28 protein-coding genes are annotated in these 24933 nt (G+C 35.9%); 16 read left to right on the top strand and 12 right to left on the bottom strand.

Features of this window, described 5'->3' with window-relative positions:
- Positions 1-85: 85 nt before the first annotated feature.
- From GFU89_RS01925 to GFU89_RS01915, 3 genes are all read left to right on the top strand, one after another.
- A complete protein-coding gene (locus tag GFU89_RS01925) occupies positions 86-976 on the top strand; it encodes a cyanophycinase (RefSeq protein WP_047374335.1) in 891 nt (296 codons plus the stop codon).
- A gap of 142 nt (positions 977-1118) precedes the next feature.
- Positions 1119-1961 carry an isoaspartyl peptidase/L-asparaginase gene (locus GFU89_RS01920; protein ID WP_318845528.1) on the top strand — a complete coding sequence of 281 codons (843 nt, stop codon included), beginning with the start codon at positions 1119-1121 and terminating at the stop codon, positions 1959-1961.
- A gap of 99 nt (positions 1962-2060) precedes the next feature.
- A complete protein-coding gene (locus GFU89_RS01915) occupies positions 2061-2297 on the top strand; it encodes a YtxH domain-containing protein (RefSeq protein WP_318845527.1) in 237 nt (78 codons plus the stop codon).
- A 93-nt stretch (positions 2298-2390) separates the two neighbouring features.
- Here the strand turns inward: GFU89_RS01915 and GFU89_RS01910 are convergent, their stop codons facing one another.
- From GFU89_RS01910 to GFU89_RS01875, 8 genes are all read right to left on the bottom strand, one after another.
- Positions 2391-3182, bottom strand: coding sequence for a class I SAM-dependent methyltransferase (locus GFU89_RS01910; RefSeq protein ID WP_318845526.1), 792 nt, complete (start codon positions 3180-3182; stop codon positions 2391-2393).
- Between the two features lie 58 nt (positions 3183-3240).
- Complete coding sequence (locus tag GFU89_RS01905) at positions 3241-3777, bottom strand: PH domain-containing protein (protein ID WP_318845525.1); 537 nt, start codon at positions 3775-3777, stop codon at positions 3241-3243.
- 64 nt (positions 3778-3841) lie between these two features.
- Positions 3842-4489, bottom strand: coding sequence for a GNAT family N-acetyltransferase (locus tag GFU89_RS01900; RefSeq protein ID WP_318845524.1), 648 nt, complete (start codon positions 4487-4489; stop codon positions 3842-3844).
- A gap of 18 nt (positions 4490-4507) precedes the next feature.
- Positions 4508-5350, bottom strand: a complete 843-nt coding sequence (locus tag GFU89_RS01895; RefSeq protein WP_318845523.1) for a PH domain-containing protein — start codon at positions 5348-5350, stop codon at positions 4508-4510.
- Positions 5351-5360: 10 nt separating this feature from the next.
- Positions 5361-6224 carry a PH domain-containing protein gene (locus GFU89_RS01890; protein WP_318845522.1) on the bottom strand — a complete coding sequence of 288 codons (864 nt, stop codon included), beginning with the start codon at positions 6222-6224 and terminating at the stop codon, positions 5361-5363.
- Between the two features lie 224 nt (positions 6225-6448).
- Positions 6449-7801: a histidine--tRNA ligase gene (gene hisS / locus GFU89_RS01885; RefSeq protein WP_318845521.1), complete on the bottom strand. Its 1353-nt coding sequence runs from the start codon at positions 7799-7801 to the stop codon at positions 6449-6451.
- Between the two features lie 122 nt (positions 7802-7923).
- Positions 7924-8379 (bottom strand): HRDC domain-containing protein, encoded by a 456-nt coding sequence (locus GFU89_RS01880; protein ID WP_318845520.1) that lies wholly within the window; start codon positions 8377-8379, stop codon positions 7924-7926.
- A gap of 14 nt (positions 8380-8393) precedes the next feature.
- Positions 8394-8726, bottom strand: coding sequence for a single-stranded DNA-binding protein (locus GFU89_RS01875; protein WP_047374319.1), 333 nt, complete (start codon positions 8724-8726; stop codon positions 8394-8396).
- A gap of 393 nt (positions 8727-9119) precedes the next feature.
- Here GFU89_RS01875 and GFU89_RS01870 point away from each other — a divergent pair, with 393 nt between their 5' ends.
- The 13 genes from GFU89_RS01870 to GFU89_RS01810 all read left to right on the top strand — a co-directional run bounded on the left by GFU89_RS01870 (position 9120) and on the right by GFU89_RS01810 (position 18196).
- Positions 9120-10025 carry an arginase family protein gene (locus tag GFU89_RS01870; RefSeq protein WP_318845519.1) on the top strand — a complete coding sequence of 302 codons (906 nt, stop codon included), beginning with the start codon at positions 9120-9122 and terminating at the stop codon, positions 10023-10025.
- On the top strand, positions 10026-10628 hold the full coding sequence (locus tag GFU89_RS01865; protein WP_318845518.1) for an HPP family protein: 603 nt from the start codon (positions 10026-10028) through the stop codon (positions 10626-10628). It begins immediately after the preceding gene.
- 4 nt (positions 10629-10632) lie between these two features.
- On the top strand, positions 10633-10977 hold the full coding sequence (locus tag GFU89_RS01860; RefSeq protein ID WP_318845517.1) for a hypothetical protein: 345 nt from the start codon (positions 10633-10635) through the stop codon (positions 10975-10977).
- A 24-nt stretch (positions 10978-11001) separates the two neighbouring features.
- Positions 11002-11910, top strand: coding sequence for a TIGR01777 family oxidoreductase (locus tag GFU89_RS01855; protein WP_318845516.1), 909 nt, complete (start codon positions 11002-11004; stop codon positions 11908-11910).
- 4 nt (positions 11911-11914) lie between these two features.
- Positions 11915-12505: a Crp/Fnr family transcriptional regulator gene (locus GFU89_RS01850; protein WP_318845515.1), complete on the top strand. Its 591-nt coding sequence runs from the start codon at positions 11915-11917 to the stop codon at positions 12503-12505.
- Between the two features lie 52 nt (positions 12506-12557).
- Complete coding sequence (locus GFU89_RS01845) at positions 12558-12911, top strand: DUF4406 domain-containing protein (RefSeq protein WP_318845514.1); 354 nt, start codon at positions 12558-12560, stop codon at positions 12909-12911.
- Positions 12904-13485: a GDP-mannose pyrophosphatase NudK gene (gene nudK / locus GFU89_RS01840; RefSeq protein WP_318845513.1), complete on the top strand. Its 582-nt coding sequence runs from the start codon at positions 12904-12906 to the stop codon at positions 13483-13485. Before GFU89_RS01845 ends, nudK begins: the two co-directional genes overlap by 8 nt.
- A 98-nt stretch (positions 13486-13583) precedes the next feature.
- The gene (locus GFU89_RS01835; RefSeq protein WP_318845512.1) at positions 13584-13958 is read left to right on the top strand and encodes a hypothetical protein; all 375 of its coding nucleotides are present in this window, start codon (positions 13584-13586) and stop codon (positions 13956-13958) included.
- Positions 13959-14026: 68 nt separating this feature from the next.
- Positions 14027-14485, top strand: a complete 459-nt coding sequence (locus GFU89_RS01830; RefSeq protein WP_318845511.1) for a DUF2750 domain-containing protein — start codon at positions 14027-14029, stop codon at positions 14483-14485.
- A gap of 36 nt (positions 14486-14521) precedes the next feature.
- The gene (locus tag GFU89_RS01825) at positions 14522-15202 is read left to right on the top strand and encodes a DUF2306 domain-containing protein (RefSeq protein ID WP_318845510.1); all 681 of its coding nucleotides are present in this window, start codon (positions 14522-14524) and stop codon (positions 15200-15202) included.
- 569 nt (positions 15203-15771) lie between these two features.
- Complete coding sequence (locus tag GFU89_RS01820; RefSeq protein WP_318845509.1) at positions 15772-16527, top strand: hypothetical protein; 756 nt, start codon at positions 15772-15774, stop codon at positions 16525-16527.
- A gap of 178 nt (positions 16528-16705) precedes the next feature.
- A complete protein-coding gene (locus tag GFU89_RS01815; RefSeq protein ID WP_318845508.1) occupies positions 16706-17602 on the top strand; it encodes a retropepsin-like aspartic protease in 897 nt (298 codons plus the stop codon).
- Positions 17603-17749: 147 nt separating this feature from the next.
- Complete coding sequence (locus tag GFU89_RS01810; RefSeq protein WP_318845507.1) at positions 17750-18196, top strand: KTSC domain-containing protein; 447 nt, start codon at positions 17750-17752, stop codon at positions 18194-18196.
- Between the two features lie 281 nt (positions 18197-18477).
- Here GFU89_RS01810 and GFU89_RS01805 read toward each other — a convergent pair whose 3' ends face one another.
- The 4 genes from GFU89_RS01805 to GFU89_RS01790 all read right to left on the bottom strand — a co-directional run bounded on the left by GFU89_RS01805 (position 18478) and on the right by GFU89_RS01790 (position 24782).
- Entirely contained in the window at positions 18478-21669 is a 3192-nt protein-coding gene (locus GFU89_RS01805; protein WP_318845506.1) for an efflux RND transporter permease subunit, read from the bottom strand.
- A 7-nt stretch (positions 21670-21676) separates the two neighbouring features.
- Positions 21677-22738, bottom strand: coding sequence for an efflux RND transporter periplasmic adaptor subunit (locus GFU89_RS01800; RefSeq protein WP_318845505.1), 1062 nt, complete (start codon positions 22736-22738; stop codon positions 21677-21679).
- Between the two features lie 9 nt (positions 22739-22747).
- Positions 22748-24100, bottom strand: a complete 1353-nt coding sequence (locus tag GFU89_RS01795; protein ID WP_318845504.1) for a TolC family protein — start codon at positions 24098-24100, stop codon at positions 22748-22750.
- Positions 24101-24188: 88 nt separating this feature from the next.
- Positions 24189-24782, bottom strand: a complete 594-nt coding sequence (locus tag GFU89_RS01790) for a TetR/AcrR family transcriptional regulator (RefSeq protein ID WP_318845503.1) — start codon at positions 24780-24782, stop codon at positions 24189-24191.
- Positions 24783-24933: the final 151 nt, after the last annotated feature.

Raw genomic sequence — 24933 nt, 5'->3', positions numbered from 1 at the left:
AATTAACATTCCTAAAACATTAAAAATCAACTAAAGATGGCACGAATTTAGCCAAAGAATGTTAATTATTTTTTAATTTTGTACCATGACGAAGCCTGTTGGAAAATTAATAGTTATCGGAGGAGCTGTAAACAAAGGAAGTTTTGCGGAAACCGATTATGATCAAAACATCGAAAAGAATCTTAATTTTTTTGAACGTGGGATCTTAAGGAAGATCATCAACGAATCAAAACTCAAGGAAGATTCTGTTATTGAAATTGTAACAACCGCCTCCCAAATCCCTCAGATTGTGGGTTCTGAATATAAAAAGGCATTTGAATTTCTAGGTGCTAAAAATGTAAATGTTCTGGATATCCACAACCGTGAAGAAGCCAATTCTGATGCGATGGTGGCAAGAGCCAATGCTGCTGATGTCATGATGTTTACCGGAGGAGATCAGCTGAGACTGACTTCCATTCTTGGAGGAACAAGATTCCATGATACCATTTTATTAAAATACCAGGAACAAGATTTTATTTATTCCGGAACTTCTGCAGGAGCTGCAGCGGCCTCTGAAAATATGATCTATCAGGGAAGCAGTTCTGAAGCGCTTTTAAAAGGAGAAATCAAAACTACCCAGGGATTAGGACTTATTGATAATGTTATTATTGATACACACTTTGTACAGCGTGGCAGAATCGGGCGTCTTTTCCAAGCGGTAGTCAACAATCCGAGAACACTGGGAATAGGTCTTGGAGAAGATACGGGACTTTTCATCCATAATGATGTGATGACTGCTGTAGGTTCAGGACTTGTAATTTTGGTAGACGGAAGGTTCATTAAAGATACCAACCTTACGAATATCAATCTTGGAGAGCCTATCTCTATTGATAATTTAACGGTACATGTAATGTCTATGAATGACCACTATGATCTTACGACGAAGACATTAACTATTGAGAATTCTCAGTTTAATCCTATACCACAAGATAAATAGCTTAGTTGATAGTTAAAAATATTACTGATCATTATAAAAATGGGACCTTGGTTTCATTTTTTTTGTTTAAAGCCTAATGTTTAATTAGAATTTATAAATTAACTTCGTAGACGAATACATTTATCAACGATCATCTATATTTATGAAAATCATTATCCACGGCGGTTTTTTCTCAGAAAGCGACCAAAGCCATGAAGTAAAAACAGCAAAACAGAATTCTTTAAAAGAAATTGCCCAAAAAGCATTTGATTATCTTAAGACCCATTCGGCTTTTGATACTGTTGCCTATGCCGTTTCACTATTGGAGGACGATCCGTTATACAATGCGGGAATCGGTTCTCAGATTCAGAGTGATGGTGTTATCCGTATGAGTGCTGCTATTATGAACGGAGAAACTCAAAAGCTAAGCGGAGTCATCAATATTCAGGATGTAAAGAACCCTATTTTTGTTGCCAAAGATCTTATTAATGAAGACGACAGGGTTTTGGGAGGGCACGGTGCAAAAATCTACTCTTCGGAACATGGTTTTGAGAATTTTTCAACAGAAATTTCTCAGAGAAGAAGTGAATATGAAGCCAAACTAGCTAACGGGGGTAAAGGAACAGTAGGCTGTGTAGCCATTGACCTTGATGGAAAACTGGCTGTTGCTACGTCTACAGGTGGAAAAGGGTTTGAGATTCCTGGAAGAATTTCAGATTCTGCCACAGTGGCCGGAAATTATGCCAATGCCTTCTGTGCTGTAAGCTGTACCGGTGTGGGAGAAGATATTGTCAGCAATGCTACTGCCTCAAAAATTGTAACGAGGGTTACAGATGGGATGAGCCTTCAGCAGGCTTTCAACAAGACCTTTGATGAACTTAAAACCATTGATGGATTCGCAGGAGCTATTGCTATTGATAAAGACGGAAATCTTTACCATCAGGATTCTTATCCTACTATGGTTTTCGCCAGTTTTGATGGTGAAAAACTTGAAGTCTTCTCTTAAATTTAACATTTTTTTATAAGTCAATTTATTTTTTTGGCACGTATTTTACATTATTAGTAATAACAAATTTTAATATTAATACATAAAAAAATAGAAATCATGGGAAACAAAACAAAAGGTATATTAGCTTTATTAGGTTTAGGTGCATTAGCTTATTGGAAATATAAGAATTCAAGCCCTGAAGATCAACAAGTGGTAAAAGATAAAATCAATACTGCGAAAGATAATCTTAACAAGTGGGGAAATGACCTTAAAACAAAAGCCAATGACGTTGCTTCCCAGGTTCAGAATAAAGTGGACGAAGTAAAAACAAAGGCTGAAGACTCTCTAAGCTAAACAAAAGCAGTTTTTTTAACATTCATATATAGAAAAAGTCATCGTAATCTTGATTACGATGACTTTTTATTTTCGATAAGTTTCAATTGCATTTTATTTTTTCTGGGCTGCCAAAGCGTAAACCAGCGGGATTTTATTTCCAAACTGTGGAATTCTCCATTTTCCTTTTTCAAATTCATCCACATGACTAAAGCATGGATATGGCGACCAGTCAAATTCCCGAATAGTGTTGATACTGATATCCTTTTTAATCAGATTGTCAAGAACTTCTGATAATGAGTGATTCCACATTATATATTCCTGTACGATAGGTGCAGTCTGATCCGCATAGGTTCCTTCATAGGTTTCTACTATCGGCTTTTCATTAAAATAGTTGTAAGCCACTTTTGTAAAGTCATCGTCAAACATCCAAACAACCGGGTGGAATTCTGCCATAATAAATTGCCCTCCAGGTTTTAGAAAATGATTGATAACACCCGCCCATTTTTCAAGATCAGGAAGCCATCCTATGGTACCGTAGCTTGTATAAACAATGTCAAATTTTCTATCCAGAACATCTGGCAAAGTATAGACATCTGAGCAGATAAATTCCGTATCAGTTTTACATTGCTGAGCTAAATCTTTTCCTGCTTCAATAGCCTTATCTGACAAATCGATTCCTGTCACTTTTGCACCCATTCTTGAAAGAGAAATAGAATCCTGTCCAAAATGACATTGTAAGTGCAAAATACTCTTTCCCTGTATATCTCCAAGAAGTTCCAGTTCTATTGAATTAAGTGAGCTTCTCCCATTTAAAAATTCATCTACAAAATAAAAATCCGATTTCAAATGCGGCTCTACTTTTGCATTCCATGAGTTTTTATTAATTTCTAAGTAATTTTCCATAGTTTTAGTTTAAAATAGTATTAGTTATGCTTTTCATTAAAGCTCCTCTAGATAGGAATTATAATTTATCCATGAGCTTTTTCTTTTGGTCAAGAAATTCTTCTTCACTTACAACTCCGGATTCTTTTAATCTTCCCAATTGTTCGAGCTGGTCTAAAATGCTCGGTTCAGGTGTATTCTGAGTGGATCCTTCAGGACGGGACATAAAGTCTCTTACCTTTTCACAAAAAAGCTCAGCATGGTACTTTCCTACTCCGTCTATTTCTACGATGTCATCAGTTACCTGAATGTCTATAGAAGCCAGCAATACTGCCGTTTCATATTGTATTGAACTTATTTTGCTGTAGGAAAAGTCTTCTACCTTCAACCCGTACATAAATTCCTTATCTACAAAGATCAATCTTCTGTCCGTAGCTACTAAAATGATGTGATGATTGTTTGTTTTATTTCTGCCTTCAACGAGATAGACTATTTTTTCGTCTGCTGAAAGAATGTCCGGCAGCTCATGAATTTCTTTTCTGGCAAATATGGTAGGACTGATATCCAGTTTTTTAAGTTCCTCTCTTATTTCGTCAAGTCTTGATTTCTCACTCATAGTTACAGTTTATGATCCTAAATTACTATTTATTAGTGATTAAATATTTAATTTGACTAAAATATTACGTTTCGGAAGGAATTACGATAGAACTGTGCAGGCAATACATCTTCCAGCCTAACGTTTCATACAACAGCTTTCCTTCTTCTGTTGCTACTAAAAGATTATTTGAAAATCCTTTAGATAAGGCTATCTTCTCAAGTTCTTTCAATAAAAAAGAAGCGAGTCCCTTCCTTTGATGATTTTTTTCGGTAATAATCCTGTCATATATTGCCGCATCATTGATAAGAGAGACGCGGCCTATAGAAGCCTGCTCATCATTCTCTGCTAAAATCCTGACAACAAAAGTGGTATTATACTCAGAAAACTCTAAGTGATATCCTTCTGCAAGACTGATTTCCGGGAAATTCATCGGGTGAAAACAAGTCATCAAATACCCCTGTGGCTGTAGTTTCCATTTTTCAGGAATTTTTTCCATAAATTCATCAGGAGAAGTAGATACTTTGAGATAAACCCAGGGTTCATCAATTGAATCTGCAAGTTCGAAAAAATCATCATTAAGTTGAGGAAATACAAAACGTTCTTTTTGTTTTTCATCTCCTACCATCACATGGAATCCGGATTTATACTGAACAGGAAAAGAGACTTCTCTTGATAAACACCATCCTTTAAGCCAGTTTTCTACTATTTCTGCTGATACTTTGTCTTTCATGATTGGATATTAAAAGTTTTATTTCAACTGCTCCAGCAGCTTCTTTTTCTGTTCTGCAAATTCCGCATCTGTCAAAATCCCGTTTTCTCTCAGCTTTCCTAATTTCTCAAGCTGATTAAAAACTTCTTCTGATGACACTGAAACACTTTTGCCCACAGTATCAATTTGTTTCGGAGATTGTTCTTTAGGATTATTATAAATGGTTTTTATAGTGTCATAGAACTTCTCAGCGTCTTCCTTATCCATATAACATTCAAACTCAACTACCCTTTCGTCCAAATGCAGTTTAATGATCGGAGATCTTGGATCTGCAACAAAGCTTACCGACTTTATAGTTTCATTATGGTAATCATTAATCTTTGCTGCCCCAAACATACCTTTAGATACAGAAATCATCCTTTTGGGGGTTGCCACCAATACTCCGGCATCCAATGTATTGACAAACTGAGCATCTGTAATGGCAATGATTTGTTCCTCCTCGGAAATCAGATAAGGAAGTTCTTTGATTTCTCCTTTGGTAAACATAGAAAGGTTGGCATTCAGCTTTTCCAGTTCAAATTTTATTTTGCGCTGTCTCCGTTTGTAAACTTCTTTCGGAATTTGGTTTGCATCAGAATCTATCGTTACAGGAAGAATTTGGTTTGCCACTGGCAGAACCGGTTCCTTTTTCTCTGTTTTCAGCATTTCATTAATATCATCAATACTGAATTTATTGAGATTGTACAGCAATTCTTCATTGATATTGCTCGTTTCATTCAAACATTTATTGCATAAAACATTTCCATCTGAAAGCTTATTAGCTCCCAAAAGCGTATCCATAGAGGTCAATTCTGTTTTACACAATGCACAGTTATTACTCATTTTTTCTTTTTTATAATTTATCAAGTAATTTTTTCTTTTGTTCGGCAAATTCAGCCTCTGTCAGCACTCCAATCTCTCTTAGTTTACCCAGTTTTTCCAACTGCTCAAAAATAGCTCCGGAATCTCCTTTATCTGTAGAGTAAACATTTTCCTGAACCAAATCCGGAATTGTCTGGGAAAATGCCTGTAATGGACTTGAATCCCTTCTCAATTCATTTTCAGAATAATTTGCAACTTTATTTTTGACATTGGAAAATGCTCTTCCATCGTTTTTATTATGCAGCTTAAATTGTGCATCACCTCTATAAGTATTGATTTTCAGAATTGAATACAAGAGATTTTCAATATGATCAATGGAAGAAATATCCTGAAGGGAAAATTCATTTTTTACTACTCCGCCCAGAAACTTTTTATCAATAAAAGCGACTCTTTTCTGTGTCGAAAATATAATTCCTTCCCTGTTACTCTGAAGATCAATTCCTTCTGCAATAGCCAGCAATTTTTCATCTCCGTCCAGAACATTCGCCAATTCATTCACTTCTTCATTAGCAAGAACGCTTAGTCTTGCATTAAGAGCAACAATCTGATCTTTTATTTCATCCAGTCTGGTAGGGGCATCATATTGGTAATGGTTGTTTCCGGTATATTGAGAGTCTCCGGGATTCTGGTCTGCATCAATTTTACTTTTCAGAATCATTCCTGTAATTTCTGCAAAATAAAACTGATCAAGATTATGGATAAGCTCTCTGTTGATAGTAACGGCTTTGGTAAAGCATCCGGCACACAAATAACCACCGTCAGCAAGTTTATTTTTACCTACAGACATATCTGTTGCCGTTAGCGGTGTTCCACACAATGCGCAAATAATGTTCATCTGGTTTTTATGTTTAAAAGTTTTTAATCAATTCAGAGCATAATTTTCACCCTGTTTGTATACATCGATCCAAATTACAAATTCTGAACCGATTGTAAAGGTCAAAAATATTTAAATCTTAACACCCATCAAAAAAAAACAACCACAAAAAAGCTTTTGTGGTTGTTTTTCTTTGATATATTCCAAAACCAAATGATAAAATCGATTTGGTAGTTTTGTCAATATTATGATCCTAAGAATTCTTCTAAAGAAACTGTTTTCTTTTCTCCAGCTTCAAGATCCTTATAGGTAACGGTATTATTTTTAATTTCTTCTTCACCCAGGAAAACAAGATTCTTTATCCCTTTCTTTTCTGCGTAAGTAAACTGCTTATTGATTTTTGCATTTTCAGGATACAATTCAGCAGAAATTCCTTTTGCTCTTAGCTGCATGATCAGTTTTAAAGCTTCTATTGTTTCTTCTCCTCCAGAATTAGCAAACAAATATTCAATCTTAGATGATGCTTCTTCAGGGAAAAGATTCAATTCTTCCATAACCAGATAAATTCTGTCTAATCCGAATGAAATTCCTATTCCCGGAATATTTTTAACTCCAAAAACTTCTGTAAGGTTATCATATCTACCTCCACCACCGATGGATCCCATAGCAACCTCATCTGCTTTCACTTCAAAGATAGCACCTGTATAATAATCTATTCCTCTTGCAAGGGTAATATTGAATACAAGATTTTGCATATCAACTCCAAGGCTCAGAGACTGTGTAAGAACATATTCAAGTTCTTCTACACCTTTCAGACCGATTTCATTTCCTGCAAATTTTTCCTTTAGTTGAAGAAGGTTTTCCAATGCATCGTCAGACTGGCTGAACAGGAAATCCAGCTTATCAATAGATTCCTGAGAAATTTCTCTTTCCAGTAATTCTTTTACAACGCCTTCTTTACCGATTTTATCCAGCTTATCTAATGCAACAGTAAAGTCAATCAGCTTATCTGTGATTCCTGCATATTCTGCCAATCCGGAAAGGATTTTCCTGTTGTTCATATGAATCGTAACAGGAACTTTCAGGTCTGCAAAAGATTTTAAATACAACTGAACCAGCTCTACTTCCTGCAATAAGCTTTCACTTCCTACCACATCTGCATCACACTGATAAAATTCTCTGTATCTTCCTTTCTGAGGTCTGTCGGCTCTCCAAACCGGTTGGATCTGAAAACGTTTGAATGGAAATGTCAACTTTCCATGATTCATCGCCACAAATCTTGCAAAAGGTACAGTAAGATCATAACGAAGAGCTTTTTCTGAAATTTGAGAAACAAGCTTTTGATGGTTTTTATTATCCCAGTCTTCCTGATTGGTTTCAGAAGTATAATCTCCTGAATTTAAAATCTTAAAGATCAAACGATCTCCTTCTTCTCCGTATTTCCCTGTCAGTGTAGAAAGATTTTCAAAACTTGGAGTTTCCAATGGCTGAAACCCGAATAATTCAAAATTATTCTGTAAAATATTGATGATATATTTTCTTCTGGAAACTTCCTGTGCCGTAAAATCTCTCGTCCCTTTTGCTAAACTTGGCTTCATTTTTTGTATGTCATTTTGATAAATGCAAAAGTACGGAATTGCATGGACTTTACACAGCATAAAAGCTGAAGAAACAATCTTCCCCAGCTTTTTGCTATTGTGTAATCAATTATTCTGAAAAATCAGACACTTTCAAGAATTTCAAGAATCTCTTCACCATAGTTTTCAATCTTATGCTTTCCAAACCCTTTGATCTCCAGCAATTCTTCTTTTTTGGCAGGTTTATACTTAGCAACAGATATCAGCTCTTTATTGCTGGCAATGAAATAAGTGGGAAGATTCTGCTCCCTTGCTTTTTCTGATCGCCAGAGTTTCAGAGCATCCAGTATCTTTTCTTCATCTGTATTCAAGAAATCATTCTCTGCAGAATATTTTACTGCTTTGGGTTCTTTAACTGTATTTTTTGTCAGTTTCAGATCTTCAAAATACAATATTACAGACCAATACCGTTCTTCACTTACAAAAGCTGTTTCTACTTTCATAATCTCATTGGCTTCCAGGAAATCATCCAGCATTTTCTGATCTTTGTACAGAAATTCTTCCGGAAGCCTGATTTTAAAAACTTTTACTTTCATCATTTGTGTTTTTAGAATTATTTTCCTCCTAATAATAAGATCTCATCCACCCGAATTTCTGTGATATAGCGCTTCACTCCATCTTTATCATCGTATGATCTATAGGTAAGCTTTCCTTCTATAGCAATTTCTTTTCCCTTGGAAACATATTTCTCAAAAATTTCTGCTGTTTTCCCAAAAGCAATAAGATTGTGCCATTGCGTTTCTTCTACTTTTTCTCCTTTGGCATTGGTGTAATGATCGCTTGTTGCTAAGGATACGCTTGCTTTTACATTTCCGTTATCGAAGTTTACCATTTCAACTTCTTTTCCTGTGTAACCAATTAATGTTACTTTGTTTCTTAGTGACATAACTTTTAGATTTTAAAGATTAATAAATTTAGATAAGAGACGTTCACTGTTTTTCTCAAATCTCTGTTGCAAAGATTGCGATGTTATCCATCCTCAGTCGGTTAGAAATTATTTAAATCCGTTTGTAGTCGTTTGAAAACGAATAATAAAATAAATAAAATTCTGTATAAGACACTATTTACTAAGCTTAAAAAACAATAACCATCATTTTTAAGTAAAAATTAAACGATAGAAAACTGTATCCTAAAATATTTTTCTTCTTCAAAAAAACATTGAAAAATAGATGTATTGCCAAGGATTTTTTTGAAGTAGTATGACTTTTAGTATTATTATATCATTCAAATCCTATCCATTTACAAACGGATAATTCCGTATCTTTGTGAAAATTCATCTATGAAAAGGAATATCAATATTTTTGAGTTTCCTCTCAATTTGGGACTTACAAAAAAGGAACATGAGACAGAACCCGGGGTTCGAAAACTTCCGGACTGGCTCAGGAAATTTGATTTTCATCGTAGAATTGCTCCTGCCAACGTTTTCAGACTTGATGCTCCAGAATATTCCATGGATTTTGATGAGGAGTCAAATGTCAGAAATGCAGATCTCATTATTGAATATGCCCAAAAGCAGGCTGACTATATTCTAAAGAATTACGAAAAAAACACATTCAATATTATCCTGGGTGGTGATTGCAGCATTCTGATTGGAAATGCTGTTGCATTGAAAAAACTGGGAAACTTTGGACTCTTTTATCTTGACGGCCATACAGATTTTATTCCGCCGGAACTTTCAGAAACCGGAGGTGCTGCAGGAATGGATCTCGCCATCATTACCGGAACCGGACATGAGAAACTGACCAATATTGATGGTTTAAAGCCTTATTTAGCTGAAGAAAATATCTTCTGCTGCGGAAATGCAGAAACAGATGATGAAGAATATATTAACCAAATCATCAATTCCAATATTCATTATTATGATCTTTACCGCCTCAGAGAGAATAGTTTCAGAAAAACGGCAGAAGACTTCTTGAAAATGGTGAATGATAAAGGCTTGGATGGCTTTTTCATTCATTTTGATGTAGATATTCTGAAAGATGAGCTCATGCCGGCTGTAGACAGCAGAATGGAAGACGGAATCAGCTATGATAATCTCAGAGAAATGCTGGAACCGTTATTTGAAAGTCCGTTGTGTTTTGGGATAGAGATTACTATTTTAGATCCTGATTATGATGAAAATGGAATGTATACACGGCCATTTGTAGAAAATTTAATTCAAATTATAAAAAATAAAGAAGACTAAATGAAGAACAGTATAAAAAGAACATTCAGAGTTTCCAAATATGTGATCTATAAAGAAACGCTTGTTGATTACAAAGAGCATATCTGGTCATTTTTGGGTGCTTTTTTCGGAATTGGGATCATAGCATTTATCCAGTCTCATTCGTTAATGGAAACTGAGAACATATTCCTGATCGGTTCTTTTGGGGCTTCCAGTGTTCTTATTTATGGGGCCATACAAAGTCCGCTGGCGCAACCCAGAAATCTTGTAGGCGGACATGTACTGTCGGCATTGGTAGGCGTTACAGTCTATCAGTTTGTTCCGGATATCATCTGGCTTTCGGCTCCTTTGGCAGTAGCTTTTTCTATTGTCTTGATGCAGTACACCAAAACTCTGCATCCACCTGGTGGTGCTACAGCCCTGATTGCTGTAAGTTCTACCGGAAAAATTCCGGAATTGGGATATTGGTATGTCATCTCCCCTGTTCTTTCCGGGTGTATCATTCTGCTGCTGGTAGCTTTGTTCTTTAATAATATTACTCCTAACAGAAGTTATCCTATCCACAGCAGATTCATGAGGCTGTTACGAAAAAGACATGCACATCCCCACAAAATAAAAAAATAAGAAGATGAATTGTCTGGAATGTGGCGAAAAAATCATCGGGAGGTCTGATAAGAAGTTTTGCAACGATGCCTGCCGAAACGCCTATAATAATAAGCAAAATAAGGATTCTAGTAACCTGATGCGGAATGTGAACAACAAACTCCGCAAGAATTACCGTATCCTGATGGAAATCAATCCTGATGGCAAAACAAAAGTGCCCAGATCCAGACTGGATGGCTTAGGTTTTGATTTTGATTATTTTACCAATCTGAAAGTTTATAAAAATGGTTCTGAATACAAGTTTATTTACGACTACGGCTATAAACTTCTGGAAGATGATTTTGTACTGATTGTAAAGAATCAGGCATAACCCACACCCCTTAAATAAAATATTATGAAAGAAGTTGTTCTGATCACCGGAGCCAGTGGCATGATCGCCAAAGAACTGGCCAAAAAGATAGGCAGGGAATACGAAATCAGGTTTCTGACCCGAAAAAAAGAACATGATCATGAGTATGAATGGGATATCAGAAAAGGAAGTATAGATGAAGCTGCTCTGGAGAATGTCTCTCACATCATTCATCTTGCTGGTGCCAACATTTCAGAAAAGCGCTGGACACCAGAAAGAAAAAGAGAATTGATATCGAGCCGTGTTGATTCAGCGGAATTACTTCGTACTGCATTAAGGAAACATAAAATAAAGCTTAAATCTTTTATTTCGGCTTCAGGAATTAATTTTTACGGTACTGAAACTTCAGAAAAAATCTATACTGAAAATGATCCTCCGGGCAATGACTTTTTAAGTGAAGTTGTGGTTTTATGGGAAAGAGCTGCAGACGATTTCAAAGAACAGGATCTGGCAGAAAGAGTAGTTAAAATACGAACTGCTGTTGTGCTTTCCGAAAAAGATGGGGCTTTAAAGAAAATGGTACCTCCTATTCAATATTATATAGGATCACCTTTAGGAAGCGGCCAGCAATATATGCCATGGATTCATGTTGAAGATATCTGTTCTGTTTATGAACTTGCTTTAAAAAATTCCACAATGGATGGAGCTTATAATGCTGTTTCGCCACAACATGCCACTAATAAAGATCTTACAAAAAAGATTGCTAAAGTACTTGGAAAACCTTTATTCATGCCTAATGTTCCCGGATTTGTTTTAAAACTGATATTCGGAGAACTGGCTACAGCTATACTGGAAGGTTCCAGAGCTTCTTCACAAAAACTTCAGAATGCAGGGTTTCATTTTAAGTTTCCGGACCTTAATGAGGCTTTAGTAGATCTATTAAAGAAGCAATAAGAGAATGGGGGAAGAACTTTTAATCCTAAAAAACATTTCCAGGCATATTTCACTTACCAGTCAGGAGAAATCTTATTTTCTCTCCTTATTAAAAGAAAAAAAGGTAGCTAAGAAAGAACTGATTTTACAGCAGCAGCAAGCCTGTAAGGAGATCAATTTTGTTCAGACAGGGATTTTGAGAGCTTTTCATATGGATACCACAGGAAAAGAATCTACCATTATGTTTGCTATTTCTGATTGGTGGATCACTGATATGTATTGTTTTATCAATCAAAAACCTGCTATGCTAAATATTGAAGCGTTGGAAGAAAGCAGTATTTTGCAACTTCAGAAAGATCATCTTGATGAACTTTATCTCCAAATTCCGAAATTTGAACGGTTTTTCCGGATCATGATGCAGAACGCTTACATCAGAGAACAGCTCCGAACGATTGAAAATCTTTCTTTACCTGCAGAAGAACGTTATTATAACTTTCTACAGAAATACCCTGAAGCGGTAAAACGTATCAAGCAAAAGCAAATTGCTTCTTATTTAGGCATTACCCCAGAGTTTTTAAGTCTTATAAAATCGAAACAAAAAAACAGTTTCTCTTAAGCTATATTATTTTTTTTATCCTGAAAGTTCTGTTATTTTACCAAAAAAAACCATGTTTATACTTATTGCAGGCCCTTACCGCAGCGGAACGAATGATGATCCGCAGCTTATTCAGCAGAATCTTCACAATCTTGAAGCCGTTGCTCTTCCCATCTTTAGAAAGGGACACATTCCTATTATCGGAGAATGGGTTGCTTTGCCATTGATCAACCTTGCCGGTTCTACCCAAATAGGTGATGAAGCATGGCAGGAAATACAGTATCCCGTAGCTCATGCCCTTCTGGAAAAATGTGATGCAGTGCTGCGTATAGAAGGAGCTTCAAAAGGAGCTGATGAGGATGTAAGAATAGCCAGAGAAAGAGGCCTGACCATTTATTATACCATAGAAGATATTCCCAATGCATAATCCTGATATCAACGTCCTTCAGACAGAAATCCTTTCAGACAACTGGTATACTTTAAACAAAGTCACCTATTCTGTTACAAAAAAGGACGGAACCACAGAAACCCAAAGCAGAGAAGCTTACGACCGCGGAAACGGTGCAGTGATTCTCCTTTACAACACAACTTCCAGAACAGTTATTCTTACCAGACAATTCCGGCTGCCAACTTATATCAACGGAAATGATACGGGACTGCTTATTGAAGCCTGTGCAGGGCTTTTGGATAATGATAATCCGGAAGACTGCATAAAACGGGAAACGGAAGAAGAAACCGGGTATAAAATTTCCAAAGTTGAAAAGATATTTGAAGCTTATATGTCGCCAGGATCGGTTACGGAAATCCTTTATTTCTTTATCGCAGAATATTCCAACGAAATGAAAATTAATGAGGGCGGAGGATTGGAAGAGGAAGGTGAAAATATAGAAGTACTTGAATTATCTTTTGAGGAAACTCTGAAAATGATTGATGGAGGAGAAATCAAAGATGCTAAGACCATTATGCTTTTGCAGCATTTACGAATCAAAGGAATGATGTAAAATCAGGATATCATTGATAATTGATCGATAATGGGTAAATTGCTCTATATTAAATAAAAATATTAACTTATCACTCTTATTTAAAAAACTACTAACGGATGATTGAACATGTGAAGCTTGCCATTAATCCTAAATTTCAGGATTGGGTTCTTTTTGAAAATGGTACTTATATTATTTTTGACGACATCAGTACGGTCGAAGACGTAAAAGAGGAAGCAATAAAACTCATGAAAGAATTCGGTCCGGTACATGCCGGAGGCCCAGCAGGGGATTTTAATGTTATACATTTAAATCTAACAGAAGGCTGGCTGGTTTCCGGACATGGGTATGGTATGTATACGTATGTACACCCATCGGAACTGGATAGTGAATCTCCAAACGATCTTGAAATAGGACTTTATGGAAGATCCAAAAGAGATTCAGATGGTCAGAATCCCGAAATAATACATATCAACAGTGGTGAAACTTCATAAGACAGATACTGACTACTCACCGACACAATCAATTCATCATTCATACCTAATAATTTATCATAAATAAAATGCTTCAAGACCATATTACGGTTCAGAACCGCCATAAAGAATTTATTAAAAAAATCACCGAGACAGAAATCGTGTATGCTTTACAGGATGATAAGGGATATGCTACCTCCTATTCCAGCGAAGCAGAATACGAAGATGGTGAACCGGTGCAGATCATTTGTTTCTGGTCTGATCCTGCAAGAGCAAAATCATGTATAGAAAATGAATGGAATCATTATGATCCCTCTCCCGTTTCCCTTACCGAATTTGTAGAAAACTGGTGCCTGGGAATGAATAGTGATGGATTATTGGTGGGAACAAATTTCGACAGTCATATGTTTGGCTATGAGGCAGAGCCTTTAGAATTGATTCTTGATATTATAGAAGAGCTTAGAAATTCCGGAAAATCTCTGGAATTGAGAAAGTTTGAAAGCCTTGATGATATGGAAAAACAGATCAGAGAAGTTTTGGAAGATTAAATTCCAATCCTTGAGAGTTTATCTATTAACCCATGGATGATGAAGTTGTTGGGAATAAAAATCATTAAAGTAACAGCTGTATTTTCAGTTATGATTTTCAGTATTCTAATGCTGAAAACGATTTCCCAATATACTTCTTTTGATAAAAATATCGGATTTCTGGCCTTTAAACAGCAGGTAGTCGGCAATCCATACTGGATGACTTTTTTTTACATTCATATTTTTTCTATAACGCTTTGCCTTCTGGCGGGTCTTACTCAGTTTTCCAATCGGTTTTTAGCTGAAAACAGAGATCTTCACAAGATCATTGGGAAAATATATGTTTACAATATTCTTATCATCAATGTTCCGGCATGTTTTGTACTGGGATTGTTTTCAAATGGAGGTCTGATCGGAATTACAGGGTTTCTGATTCAGGATGTGCTTTGGGCTTATCTTACCGTTGCTGCCATACTTTCTATTAAAAAAGGAAATGTTACCAAGCATAGAAATTATATGATTTTAAGCTATGCGGTGACTACAACAGCTATTACTTTCAGAATCGTTAAACATCTGCTGTATAATGAAGCGCAGCATGATTATGAACTTTTTTATGGACTGAATGTCTGGGCTGCTCTTTTGATCAACCTTTGCATTGCTTATACAATTATCAGAAAAAACACAGGATTATCTGGAAAAATCAACGGTGGAAAAGAAAATACAAAGACTGAGAAATGATACCAGAAAAAATGATGCAATAAATATTAAAGTATTAAAAATCAGTTCATACTTGTTATTCTTAGTCCATTTGCTGAAAAAACGCATGAGCAGATAAGCGATTCCGCCAAAAACAGCGACAATAAAAAGAAGAAAAAAATAAAGGGTCATAGTTTGTGTTACTTTTTGTAAATCTATTATTTTAAATCTAAAAAACAATCATCAAGAGCAAGAAATGGAACTATAAAAGACCCTATTTTTAATCCAATATCTTCAATTCATTCTAAACCCATTGAATTTTAACCGAAATTCACATCGAAATTTCTCGAAGTCCATATAAATTACCAACAATATCCACTCCCGGAATTTTCACTTATATCCTCTGTATGCCCTACTGTGAAAGGCTTTCTATATCAATCACAGACAAGATATAAAAGCAAAATGAATTCCTCAGTACAAAATTCATATAAAATATGCAAAATCAATTGAGAAAATCTATTTAATTCTTTAGATTTCAAATTTAAAGCCTTAATTTTGCACCGAAATTCAGAAAATTCGGATTCTTTCAACAGGTTATGTACATGAAAAAAATGATGATCGGGCTTGCTTTGGCCTTATCCATTACTATCTGGGGGCAAAAAACTCCTTCTAAAGCAAACAATCTGACCCCTTACAACTATCAGACTTTTAATTGTGATAATCAAGGGTATTTTGACTCGGCTAAATATAAAAAAGAAGAAATAGACGGAGTAAATAAGCTTTTATATCAATTCAATGGAGTTGTATTTGATACCCGACCTGTTTTTAAACTTTCCCAGCTTGAAGAAATTCGTCAAAACAGAGAAGCTTACCTACAGAATCTTGAAAAGCAATATGAAGAAAAGAAAAAGGAACTGTACAGCCTTAAAGTAATTGATCTTCCAAGATGGAAAAAGCTTCAGGAAGAAATTATGGAATCATTTGAAAATGAATACCAGCTGAATAAGGAAGAAATTATCGCTTATTCTGATCCTTTCACTCTTAAAAACAGTAAATATTATACTACCTGCAAAGAGCAGATTGACGCTATATCTTCTCCGGACAGAGAAAAGATGTTTGCCGCCTGGAAAAATTACATTGAGCTTAAAAGCAAGAATAATTCTGATCCACAGGGAGTAATGTCAAGATTCAATACCAAAATGAATGACCCGCAAAAAGAAGATTATGCTTTGATCGATATGATAGGTTTGGGGTTTCATAACTGTGCCAATACAAGCTTCAGACAAAAACGTAATGATGAAGAAACATCTTATAAGGATTTTGACAAGATTTTCACAAAGTTGAAGAGAACTTGTGATGAACCGTAATATTGATTCAAAAATCAAAAGATTTAATGATTAAAAAATAATAGCAGTACTCAGATTGGGTACTGTTTTTTATTTGCAGACACTTGGTTAAGGAACGGTTAAAAGAGGGTTAATGGCCTGTTATTTCTTTGTAAAAGCATCAATTACAGTTATTTTCGTCTATCTAAAAACTAATTCCATGAAACGTATTGTTATTTCTCTGACAGTGTTATTTTCTATAGCAGTATCAGCTCAAAAAACTTCCACTATCATTCCTTTTTCCCTGGAAAACAATTCTGTGTATGTGTACTGCAAAGTCAATAAAACCGACAGTATTAAATTCCTCTTTGATACAGGCGCTGATGGTTCTGTCATTAATATCAATGCAAAGAAAAAAGTCCCGCTGAAAATTGATGGAAAGTCTGAAAACAAAGGCTCAAACGGGGTGAATACCGTTGATTACAGCAGTCACAATACCGTACAGTTTGGAAACATTCAGAAAAACGATATACAGTTTACTCTTATTCCCTATGATTCTGCCAATTTTGACGGGGTTTTCGGAACGGATCTGATGAAAGGAAAAATCATTGAAATAGATTATCATAAAAATGAAATCCGTTTTTATGAAGAAAATGATCTGTCTATGGATCTAACAGGATATGAGAAAGTAAAACTTCATATGGTTGATAACTACCCTGCTGTAGAAAGCAGTATAATAATAAATGGTAAAGAATATTCCGGGTTTTTCGGATTGGACAGCGGCGCGGATGATGTACTTACCATGGCTTCTCCTTTTGCTAAAAGTAATGGGCTGGTAAAAGTTATGAAAACCATAGGCAAAGCTACAGCAAGAGGTTCTGACGGTTGTGTCTATGAAATGCCTGTAGTTCTCTGCCCGGCTGTTCAATTTGCTCAAAAATATCTTTATAACCTACCCATTACACTTTCCGGCTCCACAGAAGGCATTGATGCTACAGAAAAAATGGCTGGATTTTTTGGCAATCAGTTTTTAAAAAGATTCAATACTGTGATTGATTTTAAGAACGGATTTATTTATTTTAAACTCAATAAAAATCTGTATTCGGGTGTTAATTAACTGTAAAGGTTAACAATACAAATTTCGTCTGTTGTATCTAGCTCAATTTTCAACTTTATAGTACACCAAATAAATTAATAATGAATAAGTTATGGTTTTTTAAATTTAATTGCTTAATTTTGCACCCCGAAAATAAGGGTTAGAGATATGAAAAAACTTGGTGAGCACAGAACACTTCTTGGAGTAGATAAAAATGTTACTTTAAAAGAATTAAAGACTATTTACAGAAATGTGATGAAAGATACACATCCTGATAAATTCATTAATGATGAAGCTGGGAAAATAGAAGCAGAAGAAAGAAGCAAGTCTGTAATTGAAGCGTATCACTTTTTGGTAAGTATTAATTCTGAAACACAGGACAAATACAAAGAAGAATATACGGAAACCATTACAAAATCTAACATTCAGGATTTTTACCTTGAAAAATCGATTTTAAAGGTTCAGCATTTGAACGGAAATATGTATGAGTACATAGGAGTTCCAAGAAATACCTATATCAAAATGGTTAACGCTGATTCACCAAGCCGTTTTGCAAGAAGACACGTCTATGGAAACTTTATCTACAGAAAGTCCGGAGAGGCTATGGCAGATTAATTTTTCTACATTACAATATATGAAAGCTTTCAGTTTTACTGGGAGCTTTTTTTGTTTTAGTTAAAGCCATCATTTAATATTATAGCCTTAAGCGGGCTAAAGCCCGCTCCTATTGATATCTTATAGTACAATTGGTGTCATTCTGAGTGAAATAAAATAATCTCTTTTTTCAACATTACCCAACGGCTTTAGCCAAAACCTATCAAACCATCATCAACTTATACCAACAAAAAAGCCGCATCATTTCTGATGCGGCTTTCGGTTAATTAAAGGTTTAATTTTTATTTATCTACGTGTTTCGAAGTAAATCCGTCTTCACTTAGCTCTCTATGCACATAATCAGCTTTCATTTCAGTTGCATAATCCACTTTTTCATGTTTACCCATTCTTCTTAAGATAGAGTCAAATAATGAATACACTACTGGTACAATAATCAGAGTCAGGAATAATGACGATGTCAAACCACCGATAATTACCCATGCTAATCCGTTGTTCATTTCTGCTCCTGCACCTTTTGCAATTGCAATCGGGATCATACCGAAGATCATCGCAATAGTGGTCATAAGAATCGGACGAAGACGTGCGTGGTTGGCCTGAATCAAAGCATCATGCGTACTTGCACCAGCCTCTTTTCTCATATTCGCAAAGTCGACAATCATAATCGCGTTCTTCGCTACCAAACCAATCAACATGATCATCCCCAGCATCGTAAATATGTTTAATGAATTTCCGGTGATGGCAAGAATAACCATTACCCCGATCAATGCCAGTGGAATGGAGAATAATACCACGAACGGATATACAAATGAGTCATATAATGAAACCATTACCAGATAAACCAATACAATAGCAGCCATCAATGCAATCCCTAAAGTACCGAAACCTTCGGTCTGGTTTTCCATATCCCCACTCCAGATGTAGCTTACTCCTGCCGGTTTCGTCTTTTCGTTATCCATAAATTTAGCAGCCCATTCATTGGCAACATCCCCTACAGGACGACCTACCACTTTAGATTTTACCTTCACAGAAGGTGCTTTATCTCTACGCTCCAACAAACTTGGTCCAGAACCCATTTTTACTTCTGCAAACTGGCTCAATCTTATCTGTTCTCCTTTAGGATTGGTAAACATAAGATTTCTTACATCTTCAATAGACTTTCTGTTCGCATCGCCAAAACGGATATTAATATCATATTCATATTCTCCAGCTCTGAATTTTCCGTCTGTATTTCCGTTAAATGCAGTCTGCATTGTTTGTCCTACACTAGAAAGATTCAAGCCTAAAGAAGCCATTTTATCTCTGTCAATATTCACCTGTACTTCAGGACTTCCAGAGTCAGTGGATAATTCTGCATCTACAGAACCAGGAACTTTTTTAAGCAACTCAAGAATTCTGTTGGCCTCTTTATTTGCTGTTTCATTATCCTGAGCTGTCACTACCATTTCAATTGGTGCATTATCTGCTCCCATTAATCCAATAGGTGCGGTTTTAAATTCAACTCCTGTGAATTTTTCTTCTAATGCTCTCTTGATTCTTGCAGACTTAATATCTGTACTTTCATTACGTTCAGATTTATCTACCAAAATCACCTGAATCTCTGACTGATACAATGTAGCCTGTGCTCCACCAAAACCTGATGACTGCTGACCCACTGTCGTGATCATATCTACAACATCTTTGTCATCTCTCAGATATTTTTCAACTGCAAGAGTAATCTGATTGGTTTTTTCTACAGAAGCATCTTTTGGTAATTCCATCTGAACAAGGAATTGTCCTCTATCCATTTTAGGGAAGAATTCACCTCCAATGAAACCAAATGCAACCAACATAAATGAAGAAATCAAAATAATAAATGTTATTATAACCGTCATTACTCTTCTTAATGTTGTTTTTAGACACCATTCCAGAATTCCTGTGATCCAGTGTGTGAATTTTTCCAATTGCTTTTCGAACCAAAGAATAAACTTCTCAAAAGGATTTTTACCTGAAAGGTGTACCAATTTACCATATCTTGAAGATAACCAAGGAATAATAGTAAATGAGGCCAATAACGAGAACATTGTCGCAATAACTACGGTAACGCAGAACTGCGCCAGGATATCAGCAACCAATCCTGAACTCATTGCAATCGGTAAGAATACCACCACAATTACCAATGTAATCGCCGTTACGGTAAATCCAATTTCCGATGCACCATCATATGCCGCACGAATTCGGCTTTTCCCCATCTCCATGTGACGATAAACGTTCTCCAAAACTACAATTGCATCATCCACAAGAATACCAACCACTAATGAAAGTCCCAGTAAACTCATCAGGTTTAAGGTATACCCCATCAGATACATTCCAATCACAGTTGCAATCAATGACATCGGAATAGAAACCATGACAATGAACGCATTTCTGATGTTATGAAGGAATAGTAACATTACTACTGCTACCAGGATAATCGCCAAGAATAAATCGAAAATTACATGGTCTGCAGCTTCAAGTGTAAAGTCTGTTGTATCATCTACAATATTTATTTTAATCCCCTGAGTTTTATAATTAGTCTGAACATCAGCGATTGTCTTCTTAATTAAGTTTGAAACGGAAACCGCATTGGCATCAGATTGTTTTTTAACCTGAAGTAAAATCGTTGAATTCTGGTTATATCTTGCCACTTTTTCCACATCTTTCTGTGTATCAAAAACTGTTGCAATGTCAGATAAACGCACCTGAGCCCCATTTTTATTGGAAACTACAAGATTATTCATTTCAGCAACATTTTTATACTTTCCAGAAAGCCTGATTGTAGATCTTGAAGTTCTCGTTTTCAAAGCTCCCGTTGGGAAATCCAGGTTTGAAGAAAGAATTGCCTGCTGTACATCTGCGATGGCAAGACCGTACCCCTGCATTTTCTTTTCATCTAAACTTACCTGAATTTCTCTTTCCTGTCCACCTACAAGGTCTACCTGGGCAACACCGTTTACACGGGAAAAAATAGGTTCAATTTTTTTATCTAAAAGATCATAAAGATCTTTATTATTCAGTTTATCACTGGCAATACTCAAAGTCATGATCGGGAGATCATCCAATGAGAACTTTTGCAAAGAAGGAGGATCTGCATCGTCAGGAAGATCTGCTAAAATAGCATTTACTTTTCTCTGTGCATCGTTCAAAGCATAGTTTACATCGGCACCTGTATTCAGCTGCACCATGATAACCGATAAACTTTCGTAAGATGAAGATTCTACTTTTTTCACGTTTTCCAAAGAACCTACAGCATCTTCAATTTTCCGGGTTACCGAAGTTTCCACCTCAGCAGGTGAAGCTCCCGGATATACCGTAGAAATGGTTACCATATTGGTTTCAAACTTTGGAATCAACTCATACCCCATCATGGAGTAACTTAATAAACCACCCAGCGTAAGTATCGTAAATAATACGATAACCAGCGATGGTCTTTTAATGGATATTTCTGCTAACTTCATCTTCTGGTTACTTTACGATATTGATTTTCGAACCGTTATCAAGGTTAATCTGTCCGCTGGTAATTACCTGCTCACCTCCATTCAGTCCGCTTAAGATCTGAACTTTGTCACCGTATACTTTTCCGGTCTGAACTTTAATTAATTTAGCAGTACCATTGTTGACAATAAATAACTGACCTGAACTTACACCGTTTACAAAAGCTTCCGCAGGAACCGTCAACATATTCTGGGTTTCAGCACCGTGATTGGTTTTAAAGGTAGCCGTTGCATACATCCCAGCTTTTAGGTTTCCTTTATTCTGAACCTCAATTTCAACCGGGAAATTTAAAGTAGCATCACTTTTAGGAGCAATGAATGTAATTCTACCGCTGAAAGAGTCTTCTGGCAAAACATTCACATTAATTGGAACTTCCTGACCGAGTGCAATTCTGCCAACCTGGCTTTCATCCACTAATACTGAAAGTTTAAGGCTGTTGATATTAACAATTTCAAACATGGAAGTTCCTACAGAAACTACAGTTCCCGGTTCTACCATTTTTTTGTTTATAGTACCGCTGATTCCTGCACGGATACTTGTATCATTTACTCTTACTCCCTGAGCTCTTACTGCAACCTGTGCGTTTTTCAATTGTAATCTTGAGTTATCAAGCTGCTGTTTTGTAACCCCTCCTGTTTTATATGCATTTTCATAACGTTGGTTATCAATCACTGCATTTTGCAAATTGTTTTGAGCCTGAGAAATGTCAACTTCGATAGCATCTCTTTTTATCGTTGCTAAAACCTGGCCAGCACTTACTCTTGAACCTTCTTTAACCAAAACATTCACAATACGTCCTGCAATTTCAGAAGACTGGTTCATTTCCTGCTTAGGAATGAAAGTTCCGTTGGCTGAGTAGTCTGTATCAATATTTTCTCTTGTAACGGTTACAATATTAACGTTGATTTTATCTACCTGCTTGGCAACCTCCTGTACTTCCTTAGTCTGCTTTTCTTTGTTACCAGCAATCTTATAAGCGGCTAAACCTACAAGTACAGCTGCTACGATGATATATATTAAAGTTTTTTTCATTTTAGTTTATTATAAGTTTTGTAGTGTGTTTAGTTCACCCTTAGCTTTTATCAGCTTGATCTCTGCCTGTTTGTAATCCAGCAATGCATTAGAATAGTTCTGTTTTGCCTGTGTCAAAGCATTTTCAGAATCCAGCACCTCCGTAAGGGTTGCCAGACCATATTGATAATTTGACTGGGTATTTTTCTGAACTCTTTCCGCCAATCCTACATTATCTTTCATGCTTTCAATATTAATCAATGCATTTTCCATATTGGTGATTGCATTTTTATAGTCCAAACTTAAGCTCAACTGAGTGTTTTCAATATCAACATCAAGATCCTGAATATCAATTTCTGCCTGATTGATCTTCGCTTTTGTAGCTCCTCCCGTGAAAATAGGAATATTTACATTCAGACCAATTGCTGAATAATCGCTCCAAAGAACTCCCTTACTAAGACCATTTGTCAACGGGAATTTTGCTCCGTTTGCTCCCCATCCGTAGTTCGCAGTAAGATTTACTGAAGGATAAAGATAAGCTTCGGTAGCTTTTTTATTGAAAACCAAAAGTTCCCTGTTTTTATTTAAAACTTTGATTTCGGTACGATCATTAAGATTTACGTTGCTCGCAATCAGCTCAGGCTTTGGTTCGATCTCCTTTTCTTCAAGCTCGATGTCTGTAGCAATAGGGATTCCCATGTAAAACTTCAATGCATTTTTTGAAAGCTCAACAGAGTTGATTAAAGTCTGCTTATTGGAACCAATATTCGTAAGCTGAACATTTGTCCTGTCTAAATCGATTGATTTTGCCAAACCATTATCAACCAGGCTTTTAATAACATTTCTTACTTTTTCAGTGTTGGCATAGCTGGCAGTTACCGTTTTAAGATTTTCTTCCTGAACAAACACCTGATAATAAGCTGTTGCTACATTTTCAATGATCTGCTCATTGGTTAGCTGAGCATTCAGCACATAAAACTCTCTTGTTGATTTTGCAGCTTTAAGTCCTGTAAATACTCTCTGATCAAAAATCGCCTGCTGAAGTTGTACAGAAGCTGTTGATCCCCAAGGCTGCCCAAACTGAGCCCTGATTTTCTCTCCTCCAAATTCCAGCAAAGACTCCTGAATAATAGGATTATATGTAAGTCCGGCTGTAGCACTGACCTGTGGAAGAGCACCGGCTCTGGCCTCATCAATCTTGTATTCGGCTTTTTTTACCTGTAAAGCAGCTTTTTTGGCTTCTGCCTTATTCTGAAGCGCCTGTTTAATTGCTTCCTGTAGGGAAACCTGCTGCTGGGCAGACATCAATGAAGAGCCGAAAATCATAAATGCTGAAGCTATCCCAATTTTTAGCTTTGTAGCAGTTATACGTTTTCTATTCATAATTTTATACTTCGTTTATTTTTTATTTAATTCTCAGTCATTATTTATTTCTAAATGACGAATCATTTTCAGAAATACTTTAGTTTTTTTAGTTTTTGAACAACATATTGATAATAATCTCTTTTCGTTCAGAAATAATCTTATCATATTCTTCATCATTGATTAATAAATTTTCCATAAATAATGGTCGTATGGCACTTGGGAACACCAACAGCGAAACCATGTTCAGAATAAACTGAACCGGGGCCATTTTCTCTATATTTCCCAATTCCATTTCTTTTTCGATATCACTATACATTTCATTCAGGATATCTTCCTCAATTTCTCTGTGATGGCAGGTTCCTTTATTGATCTGTGATACGATATACGTTTCCAGATAAGGATATTGAAGGCTTGTAGTAAGACTGCTTTCTATGAATTGGCTGATTTTCTCTTTAAAAGGAAGAGCTGAATTCTGAATGATCTTCGATTTTTCCTGCTCTACTCTTTGTGCTTCATCAAAGATGATCTGGATAAGCTTATCTCTTGAACGGAAATAGTAGTTAATAAGAGTCCTGTTCACTCCTGCTTCATCTGCAATCTCCTGCGTAGTAGCATCAAATTTTCCTTTCACAAAGAATAAATTCTTCGCTGTCTCCTTGATCAATTCCTGTGTTTGGTCTTTTTTTGCTTGATTTGACATTTTTGTTAAACAAATTTGTGCAAATTTATACTAAAATTTATTTTTGACAAAATTGTTAAACAAAAAAATTAAACAAAAATGTCATGATATCCATCATGTCTGCAACTTGAAGTTTGCAATTACTTAATGTTTAAAGAGAAAGCTATTTTTA

Origin of the sequence: Chryseobacterium sp. JV558 (assembly GCF_033712365.1) — a bacterium.
In the GTDB taxonomy this organism is placed as follows: Bacteria; Bacteroidota; Bacteroidia; order Flavobacteriales; family Weeksellaceae; genus Chryseobacterium.
The sequence above is the reverse complement of the archived record's forward strand: the minus strand, read 5'-3'. Positions and strand labels throughout refer to the sequence as shown.